This is a genomic window from Synechococcus sp. W60.1, from assembly GCF_047461575.1.
In the GTDB taxonomy this organism is placed as follows: Bacteria; Cyanobacteriota; Cyanobacteriia; order Thermostichales; family Thermostichaceae; genus Thermostichus.
In genome coordinates this window covers 54,467-77,146 of the sequence record NZ_JANSHL010000006.1, presented here as the reverse complement: position 1 = coordinate 77,146, position 22,680 = coordinate 54,467, and the positions used below count along the sequence as shown (strand labels likewise).

At 57.7% G+C, this 22,680-nt stretch carries 17 protein-coding genes, 1 tRNA gene, 2 pseudogenes and 1 riboswitch; of the genes and pseudogenes, 10 read left to right on the top strand and 10 right to left on the bottom strand.

Annotation, left to right across the window (positions count from 1 at the left end; all coding sequences use genetic code 11):
• The first annotated feature begins 136 nt into the window (after positions 1 to 136).
• Both lpxA and lpxB read left to right on the top strand, forming a co-directional pair.
• Entirely contained in the window at positions 137 to 1,114 is a 978-nt protein-coding gene (lpxA, locus tag NW805_RS07510) for an acyl-ACP--UDP-N-acetylglucosamine O-acyltransferase (protein ID WP_414422125.1), read from the top strand.
• Between the two features lie 26 nt (positions 1,115 to 1,140).
• Positions 1,141 to 2,349, top strand: coding sequence for a lipid-A-disaccharide synthase (gene lpxB, locus NW805_RS07505; protein WP_414422124.1), 1,209 nt, complete (start codon positions 1,141 to 1,143; stop codon positions 2,347 to 2,349).
• Here lpxB and NW805_RS07500 read toward each other — a convergent pair.
• Positions 2,346 to 3,818 carry an NAD(P)/FAD-dependent oxidoreductase gene (locus NW805_RS07500; protein ID WP_414422123.1) on the bottom strand — a complete coding sequence of 491 codons (1,473 nt, stop codon included), beginning with the start codon at positions 3,816 to 3,818 and terminating at the stop codon, positions 2,346 to 2,348. The genes lpxB and NW805_RS07500 overlap by 4 nt on opposite strands.
• Before the next feature lie 34 nt (positions 3,819 to 3,852).
• Positions 3,853 to 4,014: pseudogene (locus tag NW805_RS07495) on the bottom strand (RNA-guided endonuclease TnpB family protein); the annotation flags it as partial.
• A 176-nt stretch (positions 4,015 to 4,190) separates the two neighbouring features.
• On the opposite strand from NW805_RS07495, the gene NW805_RS07490 reads away from it, so the two are divergent.
• Positions 4,191 to 5,105, top strand: coding sequence for a sensor histidine kinase (locus tag NW805_RS07490; RefSeq protein ID WP_414422122.1), 915 nt, complete (start codon positions 4,191 to 4,193; stop codon positions 5,103 to 5,105).
• Here the strand turns inward: NW805_RS07490 and NW805_RS07485 are convergent.
• A complete protein-coding gene (locus NW805_RS07485; protein WP_414329775.1) occupies positions 5,095 to 5,586 on the bottom strand; it encodes a DUF4168 domain-containing protein in 492 nt (163 codons plus the stop codon). The two genes, NW805_RS07490 and NW805_RS07485, sit on opposite strands and share 11 nt — an antisense overlap.
• A gap of 819 nt (positions 5,587 to 6,405) precedes the next feature.
• Between NW805_RS07485 and NW805_RS07480 the strand changes: the two genes are divergently transcribed.
• Entirely contained in the window at positions 6,406 to 6,747 is a 342-nt protein-coding gene (locus NW805_RS07480) for a DUF3155 domain-containing protein (protein WP_049749658.1), read from the top strand.
• Between the two features lie 220 nt (positions 6,748 to 6,967).
• On the top strand, positions 6,968 to 7,225 hold the full coding sequence (locus tag NW805_RS07475) for a DUF3146 family protein (RefSeq protein WP_414329773.1): 258 nt from the start codon (positions 6,968 to 6,970) through the stop codon (positions 7,223 to 7,225).
• 181 nt (positions 7,226 to 7,406) lie between these two features.
• Here the strand turns inward: NW805_RS07475 and NW805_RS07470 are convergent, their stop codons facing one another.
• Positions 7,407 to 8,954 carry a primary-amine oxidase gene (locus tag NW805_RS07470; protein WP_414422121.1) on the bottom strand — a complete coding sequence of 516 codons (1,548 nt, stop codon included), beginning with the start codon at positions 8,952 to 8,954 and terminating at the stop codon, positions 7,407 to 7,409.
• Complete coding sequence (locus tag NW805_RS07465) at positions 8,942 to 9,331, bottom strand: hypothetical protein (protein WP_414422120.1); 390 nt, start codon at positions 9,329 to 9,331, stop codon at positions 8,942 to 8,944. The genes NW805_RS07470 and NW805_RS07465 overlap by 13 nt, the downstream gene beginning before the upstream one ends.
• A gap of 984 nt (positions 9,332 to 10,315) precedes the next feature.
• Here NW805_RS07465 and NW805_RS07460 point away from each other — a divergent pair.
• Positions 10,316 to 12,943 (top strand): ATP-binding protein, encoded by a 2,628-nt coding sequence (locus NW805_RS07460; protein ID WP_414422119.1) that lies wholly within the window; start codon positions 10,316 to 10,318, stop codon positions 12,941 to 12,943.
• A 13-nt stretch (positions 12,944 to 12,956) separates the two neighbouring features.
• On the opposite strand, the gene NW805_RS07455 is transcribed toward NW805_RS07460, so the two are convergent.
• Positions 12,957 to 13,029, bottom strand: a tRNA-Arg gene (locus NW805_RS07455).
• Between the two features lie 209 nt (positions 13,030 to 13,238).
• Between NW805_RS07455 and NW805_RS07450 the strand changes: the two genes are divergently transcribed.
• Positions 13,239 to 13,676, top strand: coding sequence for a hypothetical protein (locus NW805_RS07450; protein ID WP_414422118.1), 438 nt, complete (start codon positions 13,239 to 13,241; stop codon positions 13,674 to 13,676).
• Between the two features lie 101 nt (positions 13,677 to 13,777).
• Here the strand turns inward: NW805_RS07450 and rpsT are convergent, their stop codons facing one another.
• Positions 13,778 to 14,107, bottom strand: coding sequence for a 30S ribosomal protein S20 (gene rpsT / locus NW805_RS07445; RefSeq protein WP_414355736.1), 330 nt, complete (start codon positions 14,105 to 14,107; stop codon positions 13,778 to 13,780).
• An 87-nt stretch (positions 14,108 to 14,194) separates the two neighbouring features.
• Between rpsT and NW805_RS07440 the strand changes: the two genes are divergently transcribed.
• Positions 14,195 to 15,559, top strand: a complete 1,365-nt coding sequence (locus NW805_RS07440) for a CRTAC1 family protein (RefSeq protein ID WP_414422117.1) — start codon at positions 14,195 to 14,197, stop codon at positions 15,557 to 15,559.
• Here NW805_RS07440 and moaA read toward each other — a convergent pair.
• Positions 15,556 to 16,533 (bottom strand): GTP 3',8-cyclase MoaA, encoded by a 978-nt coding sequence (gene moaA / locus NW805_RS07435; protein ID WP_011434340.1) that lies wholly within the window; start codon positions 16,531 to 16,533, stop codon positions 15,556 to 15,558. The two genes, NW805_RS07440 and moaA, sit on opposite strands and share 4 nt — an antisense overlap.
• 198 nt (positions 16,534 to 16,731) lie before the next feature.
• Positions 16,732 to 18,639: a cation:proton antiporter gene (locus NW805_RS07430; protein WP_414422116.1), complete on the bottom strand. Its 1,908-nt coding sequence runs from the start codon at positions 18,637 to 18,639 to the stop codon at positions 16,732 to 16,734.
• 246 nt (positions 18,640 to 18,885) lie between these two features.
• Positions 18,886 to 18,984: riboswitch (Glutamine riboswitch) on the top strand.
• A gap of 80 nt (positions 18,985 to 19,064) precedes the next feature.
• Here NW805_RS07430 and NW805_RS07425 point away from each other — a divergent pair.
• On the top strand, positions 19,065 to 19,517 hold the full coding sequence (locus NW805_RS07425; protein ID WP_011434342.1) for a DUF4278 domain-containing protein: 453 nt from the start codon (positions 19,065 to 19,067) through the stop codon (positions 19,515 to 19,517).
• A 248-nt stretch (positions 19,518 to 19,765) separates the two neighbouring features.
• On the opposite strand, the pseudogene glnA reads toward NW805_RS07425, so the two are convergent.
• Positions 19,766 to 21,191: pseudogene (gene glnA / locus NW805_RS07420) on the bottom strand (type I glutamate--ammonia ligase).
• A 289-nt stretch (positions 21,192 to 21,480) separates the two neighbouring features.
• Between glnA and NW805_RS07415 the strand changes: the two are divergent.
• On the top strand, positions 21,481 to 22,674 hold the full coding sequence (locus NW805_RS07415; protein ID WP_414422159.1) for an RNA-guided endonuclease InsQ/TnpB family protein: 1,194 nt from the start codon (positions 21,481 to 21,483) through the stop codon (positions 22,672 to 22,674).
• Positions 22,675 to 22,680 lie beyond the last annotated feature (6 nt).

The window sequence follows — 22,680 nt, the reverse complement described above, 5'->3', positions numbered from 1 at the left end:
GCCTTTCTGTCGGGATACGGTAAACATGTTGTCGCGACAGTGGGGCGTAGCTCTAAGGCTCATCTCCCCTGGAGTCAAGTCTTGGTGATCCTTCGCAGGGTTGGGAGCGTAACCACAGTTGCTGGCTAGGTCGGAAATGAGTTCGTTCGCTTCAGCGGGATCCACTCCCAACATCTCTGCAAGTGCGCCGCACCGCTCACGGGAGCGGATTCATCCCACTGCGGTGATCCATCCGAAAGCTGAGCTGCACGAAACGGTACAGGTTGGCCCCTATGCGGTGATCGGCGAGCATGTTCGCATTGCTGCCCATACGGTGGTGGGGGCCCATGTGGTGATCGATGGCTGGACGGAAATCGGCGAGGGCAACCACATTTTTCCGGGAGCAGTTGTGGGCACCGAGCCTCAGGATCTGAAGTACAGCGGCGCCCCCTCTCAAGTGGTAATCGGTAGAGGCAATCGCATCCGCGAGTTCGTCACCATCAACCGGGCTACCAATGAAGGGGAAGCCACCCTGATTGGAGATTACAACCTGCTGATGGCCTACACCCATGTCGCCCACAACTGCGTCATCGAAAATCAGGTGGTGATTACCAATGCTGTTTCCTTGGCCGGCCATATCCACATCGAGTCTCAAGCCCGCATTGGCGGCATGGTCGGGATCCACCAGTTCACCCGCATTGGGCGCTTGGCCATGGTGGGGGCGATGAGCCGGGTTGACCGCGACGTTCCCCCCTACATGTTGGTGGAAGGACATCCGGCTCGCATCCGCGGTCTGAACTTGGTGGGGCTGCGGCGAGCCCAAGGGATGGAGGGATCCCTGCCCTTGCTGCGGCAGGTCTACCGATTTTTGTACCGCTCAGGGTTGCCTTTGGAAAAAGCGCTGCAAACACTGCGCAGCAGCCTGTGTGTCGTTTGTAACAACGGTGCGGAGGGAGAGCGCCATGTCCTTTCCCTACAGGGGAAAGAGTGGGTGGACGAGACGGGATCCCTGCAACATCTGCTGCAATTTTTGGAAGACTCCCTCTCCCATCCCCAACGACGTGGCCCTCTGCCGGCCCTGCGCGGGAGGGGGGAAGATCCGCCGGTGCAGAGCACTTCAGAGCTGGATGACTAAAGATTGGGGTCGGGAACGTAGCTCTAGTGAGCCACCTGTTCATCTGCACGGGCGAGGTCTCAGGGGATCTGCAGGCCAGCCATCTGATCGAAGAATTGCTGCGCCAACGCCCTCAGCTGCGCATCACCGCCGTGGGAGGGGAGCGCATGGCTGCTGCCGGGGCCCGTTTATTGCACCGCACTACCGAGATCAGCTCCGTTGGCATTTTAGAGGCTCTTCCCTTTGTCGGCCCCGCCCTCTGGACGGAGTGGAAGATTCGCCGCTTTTTAGCCCAAGACCCGCCAGATGTGGCCGTGCTGGTGGACTACATCGGCGTCAACAGCCGCATTGCCCGTCTGCTGCAACGGCGGCAGATCCCTGCCGTCTATTACATTGCTCCCCAAGAGTGGGTGTGGTCGCAGGATGCCCGCCTCACCTACCAACTGGCCCAGCAGATGCGGCTGATGTTGGCGATTTTCCCTGAGGAAGCCCGCTACTACGCGGCGGCAGGAGCCCATGTCCAGTATGTGGGCCATCCCCTGTTGGATATTTTGGCCGCTGTGCCCAGCCGTGCTGCCGCCAGAGCCCAGTTGGGGATCCCTGCCGAAGCCACGGTGGTGGTGGTGGTGCCGGCTTCGCGTCGGCAAGAGCTGCGCTCGGTTCTGCCTGTCTTGCTCAAGGCGGCTCAGTTGTTGCAAGCTCACCTGCCTCAGGCACAGTTTTGGGTGCCCCTGGCCTCGCCCCGTTTTGCTGCCCCGATTGCGCGGGCTGCCCACCGCCTTGGGCTCAACCTCACCCTTTTGGATCCCCAAGCTCTGCCCTTCTTCTCCCCCCACAAAGCTCATCACCTCGCCTTGGCAGCGGCTGATTTGGTGTTGGCCAAGTCGGGCACGGTGAACTTGGAGACGGCCATCTTGGGGATCCCCCAGGTGGTGATCTATCGCCTCAACCCCATCACCTTCTGGATCGCCCGCCATTGGCTGAGGGTGTCGGTGCCCTTCATGTCTCCGCCCAACCTCGTGCAGATGCGCCCCATTGTCCCGGAGTTGCTGCAGGAGCAGGCCCAGCCGGAGAAGATTGCCCAACTGGCGCTGGAGTTGCTAACTCGGCCCGAACGCCAAGCCCAACTGCAAGCCGACTACGCCGCGATGCGGGCAGCCCTAGGAGAACCCGGCGTTCTGGCTCGCGCTGCCAAGGCCATCCTAGAGGTGTTGGATGGCGAAGCTGGATCGAAGCAGGATCCCTTCCGCCGCTAACTCCGGCGACCCAGCACCTGGGGCACGGCCCGTCCTCCCACCAAGGCCGCTGTCGAATCCGCCTCTTCCAGATACTCAGCATCTTGGTTGACCCGCCACCCATCGTAGCGCCGTTCCCCTGCCACAATGTTGCGAGCGGCCAAAAGGCCCGTCATCATGGCGTGATCCTGGTTATTGTAGCGGTGCATGCCGTTGCGGCCTGCCACCTGCAAATTGGGCAGTGCTTCTTCCAAAAAGGTTCGAATGGTCTGGATGTGAGCTTGATAGCCGTGATTGTAAACCGGGTAGGCTTTCGGGGCGCGAATGACTGTGCCGCCCAAAACCTTTGCCTTCCCCAGCAGGCCCAACCGCTGCAATTCCAGCGTTGCCAAGGCCATCAAATCCCCATCGGTTTGTCCCCAAAAGGGATCCGTCGCTGAGCAAAAATACTCCAAACCCAAGCAGGTGACCGAGGGATCCGGAACCATGTCCGCGCTCCAATTCTTGAAGTTTTGGATACGCCCCACCCGCACCGAGGGATCGTGAATGTAGATCCAGTGATCTGGAAATAGGTTGGGCTCATCCACCAGCAAAGCCACCGTCAAAAAATCCCGATACCGCAGTTGTTCGGCAGCCTCTCGCACCGGCTCCGGTGCTGCAGGTACCAAAGCCCGCACCAGAGAGCGCAGCGGCATGGTGGAAATGAACTGCTCGCCGGTCACCCAAAAGGTCTCTCCCCCTTGAGAACAGGCTTGTACAGCTTGAACTCCGGCCCGGTTCCAGTGGATTGCCGTAACCTTGCGATCCAGTTGTACCGGCTGCCCGGCTTCTGCCAGCAAGGTTTGAACGCGCTCCCACATCTGGCCTGGCCCTAGGCGAGGATAGCGAAAGCGATCGATCAGGGTTTTGATCACCCCCTCTCGGTTGGGGAAAAAGGTTTTACGGATCAAAGAAGCCATCGACAGACCCTTGATCCGCTGGGCTGCCCAGTCGGCGCTGATCTCGTGACAAGGGATCCCCCACACTTTCTCGGTGTAGGTCTTAAAAAAAGTGCGATACAGCCGTTCCCCAAATTGGTTAATGACCCAATCTTCAAAAGATACAGGATTGGGCCTGGGAAAGAGGCGCGCCTTTAGGTAACTGAGCAGACAGAGGGTGGTAAACCCTGGCCCCAGTTTGGCAAAAACATCCGTAGGTCGAATTGGATAATCAAAGAAAACACCTCGGTAAAAAATGCGGGAAAGCCGACGGCAAACCTGCATTTCCGAGTCCAAAATCTCCGTCCACAGAGCCTCAATTTCCGCCGACTTGGAGAAAAAGCGGTGTCCACCGATATCAAAGCGATAGCCTTGGTAGGTTACAGTGCGGGATAGCCCCCCTACCTGCACCGGATCCGCTTCCAAAACCGTTACCGGGTAGCCCTGCTTGTTCAGCTCGTAGGCGGCACTCAATCCAGCTGGCCCCGCCCCGATCACCACTGTGGACTGCACTCTGGATAGCTGCCTTGAGGTACCCTCTGGTAGTATAGCAAAGGGATTGCAGTTTGACGGCGTTGGCTGTCTTTTGTGGTGTGTTCTGATTCACTCAGTTCAACGCCTGCACAAAGGCATCTATTGTCGCATCCAATTTTGCAGCTTGCGACTGGGACACCTTGAGTTTGCAAGCTACAGTCAGGACTTGGGTCATGCGCCGATTGTACTTCATCAAGGAAGGCCGCATTCCTTCCGGCACTGACCCTGGATAGTGGTGAGTGGGTAGTGACTAGCCACTAGTCACTAGCCACTAATAGAGTGCGGGGCTCCTGCGGGTTCTAGCTGAAAACAGCACGTCCCGGTTGGCTGGCCACCAATCAGGATCTGATCTTGGCCCTGGCTGCTCACCTCTCCACCGCCATTCGGCAGGCGGAACTGTTCCAACAGGTTCAGGAACTGAGCCGCACCCTGGAAGAAAAGGTACAGGCCCGCACTGCCCAACTGGATCGCCAAGTACAGGAATTGCAGCGGCTGGATCGCCTGAAAAATGACTTCCTTAGCACGGTGTCCCACGAGCTGCGCACCCTTCTTTCCAACATGAAAATGGCCATCCACCTGCTCAGCTCCGTCCTGCTGCCTGCCCAGGGCGCTCCCAGATCCCCGGATCCGGCCAAAATCTCTCAGTACTTGAAGGTGTTGGAGAACGAATGTGAGCGGGAGATCAGACTGGTCGAGGATCTGCTGGAACTGCAGCAGTTAGAGGTGCTCAAGGGACTCCGTCCCGCTAACGCGAACGGTTCACAGCGGCCCTGCTGGTTGGAGCTGCAAGAGTGGTTGCCCCAGATCGCGGAGCCCTTTGCTCAGGAGGCCCATAGCCGCCATCAGCGCTTCAGCCTTGGGATCCCTCCAGGACTGCCTGCCATTTTTACCCTGCCGGGAGTGCTAAAGTCGGTGCTGGCGGAATTGCTGAAAAACGCTTGTAAATTCACCCCTGCTGAGCACCTGATCAGCCTTCAGGCCACCTGCCATTCCGACCACCTGGACATCCAAGTCCTCAACACCGGCGTAACCATTCCCCTGGAAGAGCAAAAGCGGGTATTTGAGAAGTTCTATCGGGTGCCCAGCGCGGATCCCTGGCGGCAAGGGGGGACAGGGTTGGGGTTGGCCCTTGTGCAGCAGCGGGTAAGCCTGTTGCAAGGAAGCATTCACCTCAACAGCGAGGCCAACCACACCTGCTTTACCTTGCGGCTGCCTCGGGTTCTCCCTGCCTTTAGCCAAGGCAAGCCAGCTCAGCCTAGGGTGTAGGCGTCGGGGTGGCCGGCTTTGGAGAGTTGGAAGCTTCCCCTTCCTGCAAAACTTCTTGCAAGCGGGCCCGAACCCGCTGGTTGAGAACAGGATTTTCGTTCGCCAAGGTCATCAATTCGCGGTATTGAAGCACTGTCAGCCCTTGCTCCTCGACAATGCGGCTGGCTTGGGTTTCTGTGCGCTGCATAATTTGCTCGTACTCCTCCTCGTTCTGGGTTTCCCGCAGTTGGGCGCTCGCTTCCCGGATCAGGGGATCCAACTCCAACAGAATCCGCACCAACTGTTCCACCTGGGCATCGGTGACTTGCTCTGGGGTCAGGGCTGGAGATGCCACAGGGCTGGGAGTTGCTGTGGCCGGAGCCCCCCCCGAAGTCGGAGAAGCAGTTGCAGCAGGGCCAGGCGACGGGGTTGCTCCCTGTGCCCAAGCCGGCAGGGATCCCAAGCTGAGTCCCAGACCCATCAGCAACGCGAATTTCATCATGCCCAAAACTCCCCAAACCCAGACAAGATAGACCTAAGCCCTTGAGGTGCAGCCAAACCTGAAGCCAGACTAGCAAGATGCCTGGATTCCGTCTAATCGGTTCAGCGCAGTCCTGGCAGCCCATCAAGCCCATTCCAGCTTGCCGGTCACCTGGCGCGGGATCTATCCAATCCCTACGGTACCAGAACTCCTCACTCCAGGGCTCCCAGGATGAACTCGCGAAAGGGCTGTGTGGACATGCTGGGGATCTGCAGTGGATCTCTTGTAGAAACAAGAAGTTGGTTGTACAGTCTTACATGCGCTGTTCAACGGTAGCCCGGCACCGGAGTGCCCCTTTCTCTCCTCGGTTGAGCAGCTCCAGACTTGCAGCATTGGCAATTGACTTAGCACTTCAGCCCAAAGGGGGTTGTCTTGAAGCTGAGCTTAGGTATATGTTCTGTTGAGTATCGTTTTTGTTAATGTTAGGCTAGGGGCCAGATTTGATGCGGATCTCCCACATCGGCATCTGACTTTCTTCGCAGGTGTCAGAGCCCGTGGATCCCCTATCAATATCAGCAGTCAACCTAGCAAACGCCCAATCGCTAGCTCTCTTTGCAGGCGATTGTTGGAGGATTTTTTGTTCGGAGAAAGGTTCCCGATTAGATTTTTTTGGGCGCGTCCATAAGTAACCCTTCAAGGGCTTTGAGGGCGACTGCTGTCTTTATTGCCTTTGTAAAAGATGATAACAAAAATGGGTAAAAGTTATTGCTTTTCTTAAGCAGCGCTGATATATTCTTTGCGGTTGCGGTTGTTCGGTCATCCTTCTACAGGAGGCTTACATTGGTTAGGAGAAGAAAGCGTAAGAGTCGCCGTCGTCTGGAAGGGCGCAAAATTTTAGATCACATTCCTCAATTTAATCTGGACAGTGGTGAAGAGAAGTCTGTAACCGCTGCTCGAAAGTATATTCAGGAAAAGTCTATTCAGCCCCCCGCGCTGATTTTGGTGCGGCGAAATGAGCATACCGTTGATCGGTTTTTTTGGGCGGAGAAGGGGTTGTTCGGCGCGCAATATGTCGAGGAGAACCACTTCCTTTTTCCCAGCCTGCGAGCTTTGTTAGCAGAGGTTGCGGCTGAAAAGCCAGAGAAAAAATCCTCGAAGACCCTTGCAACTGCCGCTCGCTAGCTTCTGGCCAGCTTTTCCTACAGCAGGAGCCCAGGAAACAGCCCCCCTACCCTGGGGGGTTTGTTGCAGCCGCTCTCAGAAGATCGAAAGAACTGACCCTGTGTACGGGATCCCTCCCCACGGGTTGAGCTCCTGCTGCCTCACTCGCCATACTCGACCTGCTGGCGGCAGCGAGGGAGCCACGCGCTACCCTACAAGGGATCCCGTCGGGAGATGCCGGATGAGCCGACTGCCTCAGACCACTGCCCATATCCAAATTACCCGCCGCTCTTGGCAAGAGGGTGCCATTGAGGGGGAAGTCAATGCCAATGGTTGGGTTTGGCGCTTTTGCTGGCGCTTTCGGGCCGGGGAACTCAGAGTGGAGCCTTCTGTGGGGCGAGCTTTGATTTGCGAGCCCTTGAGCCGCTTTCTGGAAAAATCCGACTATCTGCTGGAACCGGGCAGCAACTACTCGTTTGTGATTCGCAGCAGCTTGTGAACTCTCAATCTGAGCAGATCTGAGCAGAGCTTTTGCCCAGCACCAAAGACCGGGGCTGAGCAATGGAAGGCACCTGCTACGGTGACCCAGAAACCAGGTCTCAAGCCCCGTGGGCGAAGAGTGCCTCCCCTCTCACTCCTGTCGCGCCCAAGCTGTTCGCACTTGAAAGAATCCTCGCCCTCTAGGCAGGGGGGTAGTCAATAAAGCTGCAGCAGCCTTTGGTCTTCGGCGGGGGAGGAGGCACATCCAGAGCTGGGTTGCACTCAAAGAAGCCCAGGGGCTTGAGCATAAAGCCGATGTAGCTAGCCGGCATCACTGGCCAGTCCTCGGTGCGGGGGAAGTGATTGCAGCCAAAGCTATACCAGAGCACTAGGCGGGTGTTTTCCAGGGAGCGGTTCGCTTGCGTCCATTGCACCAGCCCTTCGCCACCGGGGTGTTGGTTGGGGTAGTCCCCTGCTGGGAACTTCTCGCCGGGATGGTAGGGCGTGGCCCAGAGGTGGTGGGCCAGGTATCCTGCCCGTCGGTACAGCCAAGAGTCGGGGTGGGCCAAAAGCTGGACGTTTTCCCCCGGCATCAGTTTGTAGGCCACCGGCTGTCCCAGGCGGTTGTGGCGATTGGGGTTGACAATCTTCCAATAGCGGCCCCGCAAGGGATCCACCGTTTGCTTAGCCTCCTGCTCGGTTTTGAGCAGGGTGGAGCGGGCGCGAAAGGCGTTGCCATGGGGGTTATCTGGCCCCAGAGGCAGAGGTTCTGCATGCACTTCATAGAGGGAGTTGCACGGCCCATCCACCGCCATATCGAGGCGGACAGTGAAAAAGTGCTGGTGGTTGAGGCCGGACAATTGGGGTGCCACCAAGACGCCAAACTCCGGCTCTTCCCCCGGCAACGTGGCGCAAGTGTTGATGATGCCGGTGAGCTTGGCTTCAAACTCCAGCGTGCCATCCTGGTAGAAGTACCAGAAAAAGCCGTAGTCGTAGTTGCCAATGGTGGTGAAAAAGGAAAGCACCAACCGCCGCGAGCGCCGCACCTGCGCCCGTTCCGTGCGCCAGTCGGTGTGCTTCCAGAGCACCCCAAAGTCCTCCTCGTGCATACAGACGGCATTTTTCAAAAGCATGGGCTCGCCGCTGTTGGTGGGCAACCAGGCATCGAAGTAGTAGATCTCTCCCAAGCAGTCGCAGCCCAGCTGCAGGGAATTGGCCTGCATGCCAATGCCGTATTCCCCCACATCAAAGGCATTTTTGCGACAGTGGGGATCCCGCGGATCCCCGTAGGGCACCACCATCTCGGCTACCGAGGCGCGGTAGAGAATGGGGCGAAGGCGGCCTTGATCCTCGTAGCTCACCTGGTGGAGGACGAGCCCCTCTCGCGGGTTAAAGCTGATGCGCAGATCCCACTTCTGCCAGCGGATGTGGTGGCCGTCCACCTGGAAGCTCACCCCTTGGGGCTGAGTGATTTCTAGCGGCTTCAAGTCTTGGCGAAAATCTTTGAAAAACAGCTCGTCGAAGTTACCGGACTCCGGCGGCAAGGGCCACAGACCCCGATCCTCCACCTTGACAACTTGCATGCGGTTGAGGTCAATCCAGGGGTAGAGCCCCTCGATGGGGCGGGCATAGCCGTTGTCGCAAGGGGAAGTACGTAGGAAACAAAAGCCTCGCACCAGCCGCCGCCCTTCTTCTTCCGGGATCCCGAAGTAGCCCACCGTCCAGTAGTCCACCATCACCAAATCCACATCGGCAATCCCCGCCGCTGCAGAGCCGCCAAAAATTGGGGATCCTCCTTGAGCAGGCGGTCGCAGGCGTACACCTCATCGTCGAGCAGAGGGGGCTGCACGCCCGGAACGAGCTGCCAAGAGCGCACCTGCTGTGTTGACAGAGAGACCACGGCTTCGTAGGTGTTGCCACTGGCCGGATCCAACAGCACCACAAAAGCCTGCCGATCCCACGGCTGCCCCGGCTGCCACGCTTCCATCCAAGGCCGCTCCGGCTCTTGTAGCTGGATGGTTACAAAGCGCCCCTGAGAACTGAGGGGCCGTTGCCGGCGCAGGATCTGCACCACTTGCCGCATCTCCTCAGCACTGAGGGGATCCAAGGGGTGGCCTTGGGGCAATGAAGCCTGGCCAAGCAAAGCAGATTCACTCGACTGGCTATGTCGATCCAAACTGGGAGAAACTTTACAAACCACAGCAATAACCTTGAATTCTTCGGTTGGAAAATGATTGAGTTGAGCTAGGAAAAAATAGGGAGAAGTCTGCTGAGAAAGGTCAAAGGCATCCCTTCGCTCGCCATGCCGCGGGCCAGCCCATCAACCCAACTCAAAGAATCCAGAAAACCTAACAGCAGGCTAAACAGACTATCCTGTTGCCATCGCCAACATCGGGCAACTCTGCAAGAGATACCCGGGGAAAGGAAAACTTAAGCCAAAGCCCAAGGAAGTGAAGACAACCTCGGCCCTGCTAATTGTCCAGATCTAGCAATCTTCTGTTTCCCCGTCCGCTAACCAAATGAAGAGGGCAACGGCACCTTGAGAAGCCGCGCCAGGGCGAACAGGAAACCGTCAACCCATCGGGAAAATCTGAATACAGGTCTTACTACAGATAAACCCAAACTCGAGAGCAGGAGAAGTTTTCTGTGATTAAACGTCAGGCTTAACGTTGCACAGGAAAGCATAAAAAAGAGAAAACGCTTCACGCAGGCTAAGGGCAGAATCACACCGAGAAAGCTCAACGCAACGTCAACTCTCGCAAGAGCGCAAAGACATCTCGAAGCCTGCCCTGACCCTACCTGCCAGGGGGATCCCACCACTTGGGATCCGAAATGCAACTGACGATACTATAGCAGAGGCACCCCCCTTTCCCACAAGCCCGGCCCAAAGCCTCCCGGTTGCATCAGCAGGGTGTGACCCTAGGCCTTCTCCCCGTGAAGTTGAAGTCCAGCTCAAGTTGAAGGTTTGGTGTCGGAGAACACATATCTAAGAGTTACCCTGAAGCCATGCTTAAGGTTAGGAATTTCTAACAGTTCGAATAGTAGGATCCCTCACGTCTCCTGAAAATCGTCCACAATGAGGCAGGGCTCATAGAATCTGGTGAGGGAGATGGCTTCAACTCGATACCGCCTGGTGCCGGTGCGGCCAGGAGACGGCAGCTTTTATCCAGAGCATCTCTATTTGGCCTTAGAAGCCACCCAACTGGGCTATTGGCAACTGGATTTGCGCACCTGGAAGTTGATTGCCTCTCCCCAATGCAAGGCCAAATACGGGCTGGATCCCGGCCAAGATTTCACCCTGGAAGTGTGTTTGCAGCACGTTCACCCGGAAGATCGCCAAAGGGTGAAAGAAGCTTTGCAGACGGCTGGGCCCAGGGCGGTAGGGGGGGATCCCAACTTTTCGGTGGAATATCGGGTTTACCAGGCCGACGGCCAGATGCGCTGGCAGCTTTCCCAGGGGGTTGTCCTGCTGGAGCCGAAAGGGGATCCCGGCGAGATTGTCGGCGTGACCCTGGACATCAGCGAGCGCAAGCAACTAGAGGCCACCTTGGCTGAGCGGGAGCGTCGCCATCGCCAGATCCTGGAAGCTCTGCCCGAAATGCTGCTTTGTCTGGATCGCCAGGGCCGCTGTCTGGAGTTCAAGCCGCCCAGCCATTTTTCTGTCCCCCATTCCCCTGCCTACTATTTGGGCAAAACCCTTGAAGAGCTGTTTCCTGAGGTCGCCTGCGCCGGTGCGGCAGAGCCCACAGCCCAAGCCATTCGCGAGCATCTGGAGCTGGCCCTAGCAACCCGGCAAGCTCAAGAGATCGAATACCCCTGCCCAGAGGGATCCCCTCAGCCCCAATATCGCCAGGCCCGCATCGTTCCCTTTGGGGAAGATCAAGTGCTGGTGATCATCAGAAACATCACCCCTCGCAAGCAAGCTGAGCTGAAACTGCAGCGGCAATTGCAGCGAGAAAGACTGTTTAATCAGCTCATTCAGGCCATCAACACCTCTCTGGACTTACCCACCCTGTTTGATGTGGCGGTGCGGGAAGTGGGGGCAGTGTTGCAGGCAGCACGGGTTACCCTTTACCAGTACCTGCCGGCTGAGGCTGTATGGTTAGGTGTTGCCAGCTACGTCCAATCGCCTGATCTGCCCACTGCCCTTCACCTGCACATCCCGGATAGTCCAGACATTGTGGCCATCCAATACTTGAAGCAGCTGCAAGTTTTTCATGCGCCGGATCCCGAGCAAGTTTTGGATCCCTTTGCTATCCATGAAAAGCGAGAATACCACCTGGGCCCTTGGTTGGTGATCCCAGTGGCTTGCCAGGGAAAAGTGTGGGGTGCCCTGTCCCTGCGGCGCCTGACTTCAGATCCGGATTGGCAAACCGATGAGATCGAGTTGGCCAAGGCCATCGGGGAGCACCTGGCAGTGGCCATTCAGCAGGCAGAGCTTTATCAAAAGCTGCAACAGACCAACGCAGAGCTCGAACAAGCTTACAACGACGAAGCGCTACTCCAGCTCATCACCGAAGAAATTCGCTCCACTTTGGATGAACAAAAAATCTTGGAAACGGTGGCCCGAGAATTGGCCCTCAGCTTGAACCTATCCAATTGCACCATTGCCCTTCATGACCCAGAGCGGCAGGTCAGCGTTTTGGCGGTGGACTATTTGGCCGGAGAAGGGATCCGGCGCTTTCCCCTGGAGATCCCGTTTGCAGATTTTGCCGATGTGCTTCGCCAGCTCCGGCGCGGACAGCTCTGCCACTTCAGCAATCTCCATCACCCCTGCTGGCCTAACCATGACCGCTGTACCCTGATCGTCGCCCCCATCTGTGAAAAAAGGGATCTGGCAGGGCAAGACGAGGAACTGCTTGTTTCGGGGAATATTTGTGGATCCCGTCCACCGGGGCAGATATTTACCGAGCGGGAACAACGGCTTATCCAACGGGTAGCCGGCCAATGTGCCATCGCCATTCGCCAAGCACGTCTTTATCAAACGATCCAGCGTCAGGTGCAACAGTTGCAGGAGCTCAACCAACTCAAAGATGAGTTTCTGCACATGGTCTCCCATGAAATGCGCACGCCTCTCACCAACATGAAGCTGGCCATTGGGTTTTTATCCAAAGCCAACCTAACCGAGCGGGAAAGGCGCTACTTGCAGATTTTGGAGATGGAGACCAACCGCGAGCTGGAGTTGATCAACGACTTATTGGAATTGCAAGCCATCGAGTCCGGAAACAAAGCCCTCAGACTTACCTGTTTATCTCCCCAGGAGTGGATCCCCAATCTTTGCGAGCCCTTCCGGCTGCGAGCTGCCCAACAGGGCCAACAGTTTCAGGTGGAATGGGATCCCGACCTTTGGCCCCTCTGCACGGATGAGAGCCTCTTGTCGCGGGTGGTCAGCGAGCTTTTAAACAATGCGTGTAAGTACACCCCCACTGGGGAAAGCATCTATTTAAGTGTGAGCCAGGCTAACTCCAATGGCCGTCCCGGCTGGCTGATCACGGTGCGCAATACAGGGGTGGAAATTCCTGCAGAAGCGTTGCCCCGCCTTTTTGAAAAGTTCTATCGCCTCCCCCAGTTGGATTGCCGCAACGCCGGGGGAACGGGCTTGGGTCTATCGCTGGTTCAAAAGGCAGTGGAGCTGATGGGCGGATCCCTGCGGGTAGAAAGCCACTCTCGGCAGGTGATGGTTCAGATGTGGTGCCCCCATCAGGGCAGCTTGTCGGAAACCCCAAGCAAGGCTTAGAGGGCAAGGCCAGCGCCTTGCGCAGGACTCGAACCTGCAACCGTCGACTTAGAAGGTCGGTGCTCTATCCTTTGAGCTAGCAAGGCCGAAGAAAAGGGTGCAGAGCCATTATATCCCCGACCAAGTTCCCAATCCCCAACCCTGCCCACCTGCCTCTGACCTTGAGTTCTGCATTGTTGCTTGGGCAAATTGCGCGGTTTGACTTAGGGAGCCGGGTCGGGATCCCATGTGACCGAGCTTTCCCGGCGCAGACCCGGCCAAAATGGGTTTTGAGGTGTTGAACATCGGGATCCCCATGCCATTGCTCCCTGATCCTGGCTCAGTTGGGCGAAAGAAAGCTTCTTCCGGCACTCAATCCCTGTCTCCGGCAGCCAAGCGTCTGCTGCGCCTCTATCACGGTGGTAGCTTCATCTTTCTGGGCCTGCTGTGGCTGGTAGTCGGGATCCCTAGCCTTTGGGCTTTGCGAGCGGATATAGCCCGCCTGTTGGATTACTTTACTTGGACGGGCCTGCGATATGCCTTGTTTCACCGCCCAGGATGGCCGACTTTGGGGTTGTTGCTCTGTGTCAGCTTCACGATGGGGATCCTGATTGCCCAAAGCCGCTATGAGCTGTTCGGCCTGTATCCGGTGGAGCGTCTCATGCTGGAGCAGCAATCCCGCTGGATCCTATCCTTGCCGGTGTGGCATCCGCTGCGGCGCTGGTTGGTGCGCAGGTTGGATACTCAAGATTAGGTTTGGCTGCTACTTGGGATCCCTGCCGGCACCGAGGCAAAATCTCGTTTGCGTGCGGCTGAAATCCCGCACAAGCACCACTTCCGAAGCAGCAGGAGAAGTCAATCACGCCCACCCAAAGCCTCAGCCTGGGATTTTTCCGAGGAAGCCACAGACAGCTTCACAATCCGGGCCAGCCGAGCCTTACGACGAGCGGCTGTGTTTTTGTGCAGAACGCCGGTTTTGGCAGCTTTATCAATGCGGCTGAAAGCAGCACTCATCGCCGCCTGGATTTCCTGCAGAGTTTCTTGCTGTGGGTTGGCAGCGTAGGCAGCCGAGAGGGAGATCACTTTCTTCATCAGAGCGCGCACCATTGCTTTGGTGGCTTTATTGCGCAGCCGATTACGCTCTGCGATCTGAACGCGCTTGATGGCAGATTTGATGCGTGGCATGGTTGAAAGGGAAGTTTCGGCGAGGATCCAGCATACCATCAGAGCTGGAAGCTCCACCAGTTCCTGTTGCTCTCTGATGAGATCCCCATGTTCCAAGATTGCAGCTCGCAGATCCGCTTTAACCCACCTGCCCTTTTCTACGGGGTTGCCGCTTGCGATTTGGATCGGGATGGGGCCTTTGAGCTGTTTGTGTGCGGGTTCCGTGGCTCGAATCGGGTCTTGAAGTGGGATGGGCAAGCCCTGGTGGATCAAGCAGACGACACCCTGGCCGATGCAGGGCGCATGGCAATTGGGGTGGCTGCCGCCGACTTTGACGGGGACGGGCAGGAAGAACTTTATGTCTTGAACACCGATACCTTCGGCGGGCGCAAGCGCTTTGGGGATCGCCTCTTCGACTGGCAGGGATCTCGCTGGGTGGACCTGTTCTCCCTGCCGCAAAACCAAGATGCCCTCAACTTGACCGCAGGTCGCTCTGTAGCTTGTGTGGATCGTCTTGGCCAGGGGAGCTATGGATTTTTCGTGGCCAACTACGGCGGCCCCATGCGCCTGTATGAGCTGGCCTCCAACCAGATGATCGCCGATGTAGCGCCGGAAGCGGGATTGAATCGGGTGACGGGCGGGCGGGGGTTGGTGGCCGTGCCCTTGGTCTCGCAGCGGATGGACATTTTTGCCGTCAATGAGCAGGGACCTAACTTTCTGTTTCGCAACCGGGGAGATGGCACCTTTGAAGAGATTGCCGCTGAGGTGGGCCTAGCAGATCCCGACGAGCATGGGCGCGGCGTGGCAGCGGTGGATCTGGATGGGGATGGACGGCTGGATTTGCTCTATGGCAACTGGGAAGGCCCCCATCGCCTCTGGATCCAGGCCCCCGGCGGTTTTTTTAAGGATGTAGCCCCCCCGGAGTTGGCTAGGCCCTCCCGCATTCGCACGGTCATCGCTGCCGACTTCGACAACGACGGCTATCCGGAGCTGTTTTTCAACAACATCGGCGAGCCCAACCGTCTGTTTGCATGGCGCTCAGGCCGTTGGCAAGCCATTGACATTGGAGATGCTGCCGAGCCGCAGGGATTGGGGACAGGAGCAGCAGTGGCCGATGTGGATGGGGATGGTCGTCTGGAATTGTTGATCGCCCATGGGGAGTCCGGCGCACAGCCCCTGAGCTTTTATCGCCCTCAGGCCAATGCCAACAACTGGCTGAGGGTTCTGCCCCTCACCCGCCAGGGAGCCCCGGCCCGCGGCGCGTTGGTAAGGCTGCTCACCTCCACCCGTACCCAGATCCAGGCCATCGACGCCGGCAGCGGCTACCTCTGTCAGATGGAGCCGGTGGCCCACTTTGGCCTGGGATCCGAAACAGGGGTCAAGGAAATCCAGATCCAGTGGCCGGATGGGAAACAGTTGCAGGTGGCCCACCCACCGGTCAACCAGCTTTTGCGGATCCCTTATCCCCGCTAGCCGCCAATCTGAGACATGGTGCGCCGGTAGGATCCCTGGCTGCCGGTGTCCCGTCCTTTGAAGTTGATGTCCGGCTTGATGTCCAGCAGTTCTCGCACCTGCTGTCTTAGCCTTTCGGCAGGGATCCCAGCTCGCAGCGGATCCCGCAGGTTGATTTGGCCGGATTCGTTGAGCAGGCAAGGGCGCAGCCAACCGTCGCTGGATAGCCGCATGCGGTTGCATCGATCACAAAAGCACTCCGACATCTGGCTGATAAAGCCCAAGGTGCCTTTTGCCCCCGGGATTCGAAACACATCCGCCGGCCCATTGCCGGCCACAAACCCAGGTTCCAGGCCAAAGCGAGCGCGAATTCGCTGTCGCAGCACCTCAGACTCCACCCAGCCGGCCTGCTGAAAGAGGGCGGCATTGCCAATGGGCATAAACTCGATGAAGCGCACATGCCATTGTCGCTCCAGAGTAAGGGCAGCCAGATCTTCCACTTCCGATTCGTTGAGCCCAGGGATCACCACCACATTCAACTTGAGGGGATCAAACCCCACTTGGTGGGCAACTTGGATCCCGGCCCAGACCTGCCGCCAGCGATCCCGCCCCGTGATCAGTCGAAAGGTCTCGGGGTTGAGGGAATCAAAGCTGATGTTGATGCGGCGCAACCCCGCTTCATAGAGGAGTTGAGCTTTTTGGCTGAGGTTGAAGCCGTTGGTGGTAAGGGCCACATCTCTCACCCCAGGCAGGCTGCATAGAGCCCGGATGAGGTGCTCCAGCCCCGGCCTGAGCAGGGGTTCGCCGCCGGTGAGGCGAAAGCAATCGATCCCCAACGGCAAAAACACCTCTCGAACCAACGTGAGGATTTCCTCATCCGTTAAACGCTCTGGGGCTTGCAGCCACGTCAACTCCGCCTCGTCAGGCATGCAGTACTGGCAGCGGAAATTGCAGCGATCGATCAAGCTGATGCGCAGATAGTTAACGGTCGGCATGGCAACCTAGGCCAGAAACAGATGGGGCACCCCTCCCCCCAGAGTGCCGAGCAACGCCGAGGACCCTTTCCGTTGCCTCTGGAAAACCTCCCAGCGTCTCCATCCGCAAAGGCAGCGGGGGAACTGTCCCGAGGCTTGCAACTTGCAGTGGCCACACCTCCAGTTTGCAGGATACTATGAAGATTGAGGTGCAAATCTCTACTCGGCAGAGCCAGGGATCCCTGCCCATTCGGGTTGAACAGGCCGCTGCCAGCGTTCCCACCAGGCCAGCACAGACTCAGGTGGGTGGCTGTCGTGGCTGCCGTTGGCATTGGCGGGGAGGGGGGGAGAGGGAGGTGGGGCCGGCGGTGTCAGCCAACTGACAGGCGCGGGGATCAGACAACTGGGGTGGAGAGGGCGCAGATCGCGGTAGTGGCTGCTGCGAATGGCCAGGATCTCCTGCTGAATGATGTCTGGGGGTTCTCCCAACTCCAGCAACACATGGCTGCACAGCCCCAGGCTGGCCTCAAATTCGGGGTGGACGACTTCTCTGGCCCCCAACTGATAGAGCTGTTCGATGTCTTCCTTGTCGGTAGCTCGCACCACCACATCCAATTGCGGCGCCAACTCCAGAGCTCGTTTCAGGCAGAGGCGGATGCTCATGCGATCCGGCAGAGCAATAACCAGGGCGCGGGCCTGGGGCAGGCAAGCTTTCTCCAGCACCAACGGGCTGGCCGCATTTCCGTAGAGGTAAGGGATCCCACGGGAACGCAGGTGTTGGATCACCCGTTCTGATTGATCAATGACCAAGAGGGGGTGACGACGGGCTTCGAGAATGCGCACAATGTCTTGCCCCACCTGCCCATAGCCGCACACCACCACGTGCCCCTGTTGAGGAGCATCGGGGGCCAAAGCGCGGGGCCGCTCGCCCGATTCCAACCAGCGGGCCAAGAAGGGGATCCCGTGTAGCCCGGAAAACAGTCGAGGAGCGCCCCTCAGCAGAAAGGGAGTGAGCAGAAGGGTAACGGCTGTGGTGCTGACAATCAACAAATAGATCTGCCGCGACACCAATCCCAAAGCCTGCCCCTCGCTGGCCAGCACAAAGGAGAATTCGCCGATTTGCGATAGGCCCAGCCCCACCACCACCGCTGCCGGCAGAGTGTAACCAAACAGCCGCGCCAAGGGAGCCACGATGCAAAACTTGCCCACCATCACCAGACCCACCAGCCCCAGGATCAGCAACAGATGGCCGAGGATAAAGCTGGGATCGATGAGCATGCCGATGGCCGCAAAAAAGAGAGCAGCAAACACATCTCGCAAAGGCTCTACATAGTCCAGGGTTTGGTCGGCGTACTCCACCTCCGAGATCATCAGACCGGCAATGAAAGCCCCAATCTCGCTGGAAATGCCCAGCCGCTCCGTCAACAGGGCAATCCCCACGCAGAGGCTGATCACCCCCAGCAGAAACACCTCTTTGCTCTCCTGCTGAGCCAGCAGACGCAGGAAACCGGGAACCAGCCAAATCCCGCCTACCACCGCCCCCAGCCCCACCAAGCCGATTTCTGCCAAGGCCCTGGCCAGGGATCCCGCCAGCTCCGGCAGGGGAGAGTCCAAAGCCGGCAACACCGCCAACATCAGCCCCACCGCCAAATCTTGCACAATCAGGATCCCCAGCATGGCCTGGGCTTGGGGAGTGCCCATTTGGTTGGTCTCAGTGAGACTTTTCAGCACCACGGCAGTCGAGGACAAGGAGAGCACGGCCCCCAAAAAGATCCCTTGCACCGGCGTCAACCAGCCGCTGACCACTGCCAGCACCGCCGTGATCAAAATCGTCAGGCCAATTTGCAAAATGCCTCCGCCAACGGCGATCCCCCGCACTTTGCGCAATTCTTTCAGGGAAAACTCCACCCCCAAGGTGAACAGCAAAAAGGTCACCCCAAACTGGGCCAAGGTTTCCACCTGAACCAACTCTTTGATCCACCCCAACCCGGTTGGCCCCACCAAGATCCCGGCCAGTAAGTAGCCGAGCAACACCGGCTGCCTCAGCAGCGAAGCCAAGAATCCACCTGCTGCCGCTGCCGCCAATACCGTCACAATGTCCAAAATCAGACGAAAGTCTTCCTGCACAGGGCACCCACCAAGGAATGTGAACTTTTGTAGCCAATCCTGAGGATTCTTCCACGATAATGCTTCCTCTGGCATCTCGGACAGAGCGAAGAACTCGGCTTCAAGCTCTGCACCCTGCTGCCCCCGAGGATCCCGGCTGACTAGTCCCGATTAGAGGAAGCTGGCCAGAAACTCAGTGGAAATTTTTGTTAAAACTTGCTGGCAATACCTCAAAACCGTAGCTTATAATACAGAATGTAGATAGAAATCGTTCATCCTCTCGCGTGCTGGGCGGCTCGTTAATGTAGGTAGAGCGACATCACGGCCAGAGGACGGAAGTAGGGAGATATCCCGAAGGAACGCGCCTCAACTCTTCTGGTAACCGTGTGGCTTCTCTTGGGAGAAGGCGAACGGATGAAAACTCAACTCATTTGGAGGCGAAGATCATGGCACTCTTTTACCGTGGCGTCGATTACACCCCCTCTTCTGCAACAGCGGCGGTTTCTCCCGGCAAAGTGGGGGGTCGTTACCGGGGGCTGGACTGGCGGTTCCGCCACCTGAGCAAGCCGGTGGTTTTGCCCACCAACCTTGACCTGCTCTATCGGGGTGTTGCTCATCATCTCAAGGCGGCCGAAGGGCCGGCTCAACCCGTTCAGACGGCAGAGGCATCTGCCCCGGTGGCTGCCAATGGCCGTTCTCATGTCTTGGATGAGCTGTCTCGCCGCTTGATGATGAGCCATCAACGCTTGATTCGGATTCGCCAGCAATCCATGCTGCTCCGCGGTACAGAGCAGATTGGCCTGCATGTCAACGTGCGCAACTTCTGGAACCGCATCCAAGGAAAAGTGCATCCCACCTTTCGGCTCAACTACGACCGTAGCCGTGTCAGCATGAGCTGATCTGCCCGTAACTGTTGATGCTCTGGCATGAGCTCAGCGAGAAGGGATCCCGGCTGGGGATCCCCTTTTGGTTTCTGGGTTGAGCTTCCTCAGGTCGATGGACGGCACAGGACGCTTCAACGCTGGCACGAGGTGCTGTTGACCAAAAGTAGCTAAGTTGCCCAAGGGATCCACAATTGAGGGGTGCTATTTCCTCGGAAAAAAACGGGATCCCATCAGGGATCCCGCTGCAGAATCGGCCACACCGCTTAGGCGTCGAAGTAAAGGGCGAACTCGTAGGGGTGAGGCCGCAGATTGATGGGGTTGATCTCGTTGTCGATCTTGTACTCGATATAGGTCTGGATCAGATCCTCAGTAAAGACACCGCCCTCTAGCAAGAAGGCATGATCCTTCTGCAGGTTTTCCAGGGCATCCAGCAGGGATCCAGGCGTGGAAGGGATCTTGGCCAGCTCTTCCGGCTCCAGATCGTAGATATCTTTGTCCAAGGGCTCGCCGGGATGGATCTTATTCTTGATCCCGTCCAGGCCAGCCATTAGCATGGCCGAAAAGGCGATGTAGGGGTTGCAGGTGGCATCCGGGCAGCGGAACTCCAGACGCTTGGCCTTGGGATTGTTGCCGGTCACCGGAATGCGAATGGCAGCGGAACGGTTGCCCTGGGAGTAAGCCAGGTTCACCGGCGCCTCGAAGCCGGGCACCAAGCGCTTGTAGGAGTTGGTGGTGGGGTTGGTGAAGGCCAGGATTGCCGGGGCATGCTTGAGCAAGGCCACCGATGTAGTAGAGAGCTGTCTCGCTCAGGTTGGCATAGGTGCCTTCGCTGTAGAACAGGGGCTGGCCATCCTTCCAGAGGGACTGGTGGGTGTGCATGCCAGTGCCGTTGTCGTTAAATAGGGGCTTGGGCATGAAGGTGACGGTTTTGCCGTGCTTGCGGGCCACATTCCGGATCACGTATTTGTAAACCATCATGTAGTCGGCAGCCGTGATCAGATCGGCAAAGCGATAGCCCAACTCCCCTTGCCCGCCGGTAGCCACCTCGTGGTGATGCTTCTCGATGGGCACCCCCAACTTGCCCATGGTCAGCAGCATCTCGGTGCGGATGTTTTGATGGGCATCGGTGGGCGGGGCCGGGAAATAGCCCTCTTTGTAGCGAGGCTTGTAGCCCAGGTTGCCACCTTTCTCCTCGCGGCCCGAGTTCCAGCGACCTTCGATGGAATCCACGAAGTAGTAGGCCGAGTTTTGGGTTTGGTCGAAGCGAACATCCTCAAAAATGAAAAACTCCGCTTCCGGCCCGAAGTAAGCCGTATCGGCAATGCCCGTCGATTGCAGATAGGCAACGGCACGGGCGGCAAGGCTGCGGGGACAGCGGCTATAGGGCTGGCCAGTGCGCGGCTCAACAATGCTGCAAGTTATGCTGAGGGTGGGCACCTCCAGAAAGGGATCGATCCAAGCCGTTTTGGGATCCGGCACCATGTACATGTCCGACTCGTTGATCGCTTTCCAGCCCCGGATACTGGATCCGTCAAAGGGAAGCCCCTCGGTGAAGGTTTCTTCCTTGATCATCGAGGTGTGGAAGGAAACATGCTGCCAGGTGCCAAAGATATCCACAAACTTGAGATCCACTATCTGGACGTTGTTGTCCTGGATCATCTGAAGCACTTCTTGGGGCGTGGATGCCATTACTCTCTCCTGATTGGGTTGCGGTTAAGACTGGGGGAACTGTGGCTGAAACAAATGGGATCCCAGCAGGTGATCCCCACGCTTCGACCCAGACAGGCCAAAAACGCTCACTCATCCTAGAAAGGCCAACACGGGTATTTTGTAGTTTCTGATACAAAATTCATTTGAGCTCCGCTTTCTGACCAAGACCAAATTGCTGGCCATCTCAGCTAGAAATCGCAGGAGCCCCGCACTGTACCCGTAGGGTCAGTGCCGGGAGGAATGCGCTTTGATGAAGTACAATGAACTTATGAGCCAAGTCCTGACCGTCTCCTGTAAGCTCAAGGCGTCCCAGTCGCAAGCCGCCAAATTGGACGCGACGATGGAGGCTTTTGGCCAAGCCTTGAACTGGGTCAACCAGAACACGCCGGAGAAGATCGTCAACGCGGTCAAACTGCAATCCCTTTGCTACTACGAGATTCGAGCCCGGTTCGGCTTGTCCAGTAACTTGGCTCAACAGGTGTGCAGACGGGTGGCAGGCGCTCGCAAAGTGGCGAGACAGCGCAACCGTCCGGTTAAAGAGTTCAAGCGTAGGTTCGTTACCTACGACGCACGTATCTTTTCATTCCGCGAGAAAGACTGGACGGTGTCGCTGACCACGGTGGAAGGGAGAGAACGCTTTGAGCTAGCCATTGGTAACTACCAGAGGGGAATGCTGGCTGGCTCTAACCCCAAATCGGCCACCCTAGTCCAGCGGAAGGATGGCTCCTACTACATCCAGATTTGCGTAGAGAAAAAACCACCCAAGCAACAAGATACCGACAGGGTGATCGGGGTGGACTTGGGCAGGACGGATATCGCCCATACGTCAGACGGGGACAACTGGAATGGACAGCAGTTGAACAGAGTCCGCGACCACTACTCCCGGTTGAGGGCGGCACTCCAACGCAAAGCCAGTAAGGGCACACGCAGTTCGCGGCGCAGATGCAGAGAACTGCTGCAACGGCTGTCTGGCAAGGAGAGACGCTTTCAAGCGTGGGTCAATCATCGCATCTCCAAAGCTATTGTCTCTAGGGCAAAGGTCACAAACAGCGCTATTGCTCTGGAAGACTTGACAGGGATCCGGGAAAGGGTCAATCAACAGCCACGCAGCAAAGCTGAACGGCGCAGGGCCAACAGTTGGGCGTTCTACCAGCTGAGGCAGTTTCTGGAATACAAGGCTCTGCGTGCAGGGGTTGCTTTGATTCTGGTGCCGCCTGCCTACACGTCGCAGACCTGCCACCGGTGTTTGCACATTCATCCCGACCCTGCGCAATCCTATCGCAGTGGGAAGCAGTTCAAGTGTGGGCACTGTGGATGGGAAGGGGATGCGGACTGGAATGGGGCCAACATGATTGCCAAGCTTGGGGCTGTCGTAAACCAGCCTAGAGGCCCGTGGTTGGCTTGCCAACTGCAGGGCTACCGAAAGCCCGCCCTGTACTGCGAAGCAGTCAGGGCCGGGTAGTTTACT

Excerpts from the sequence above, each read along its gene's own strand:
- lpxA (WP_414422125.1), top strand. The coding sequence starts at position 137 with ATGAGTTCGTTCGCTTCAGCGGGATCCACTCCCAACATCTCTGCAAGT.
- NW805_RS07485 (WP_414329775.1), bottom strand. The coding sequence starts at position 5,586 with ATGATGAAATTCGCGTTGCTGATGGGTCTGGGACTCAGCTTGGGATCC.
- NW805_RS07475 (WP_414329773.1), top strand. The coding sequence starts at position 6,968 with ATGAGCCGACTGCCTCAGACCACTGCCCATATCCAAATTACCCGCCGC.
- NW805_RS07460 (WP_414422119.1), top strand. The coding sequence starts at position 10,316 with ATGGCTTCAACTCGATACCGCCTGGTGCCGGTGCGGCCAGGAGACGGC.
- NW805_RS07450 (WP_414422118.1), top strand. The coding sequence starts at position 13,239 with ATGCCATTGCTCCCTGATCCTGGCTCAGTTGGGCGAAAGAAAGCTTCT.
- rpsT (WP_414355736.1), bottom strand. The coding sequence starts at position 14,107 with ATGCCACGCATCAAATCTGCCATCAAGCGCGTTCAGATCGCAGAGCGT.
- NW805_RS07440 (WP_414422117.1), top strand. The coding sequence starts at position 14,195 with ATGTTCCAAGATTGCAGCTCGCAGATCCGCTTTAACCCACCTGCCCTT.
- moaA (WP_011434340.1), bottom strand. The coding sequence starts at position 16,533 with ATGCCGACCGTTAACTATCTGCGCATCAGCTTGATCGATCGCTGCAAT.
- NW805_RS07425 (WP_011434342.1), top strand. The coding sequence starts at position 19,065 with ATGGCACTCTTTTACCGTGGCGTCGATTACACCCCCTCTTCTGCAACA.
- NW805_RS07415 (WP_414422159.1), top strand. The coding sequence starts at position 21,481 with ATGAGCCAAGTCCTGACCGTCTCCTGTAAGCTCAAGGCGTCCCAGTCG.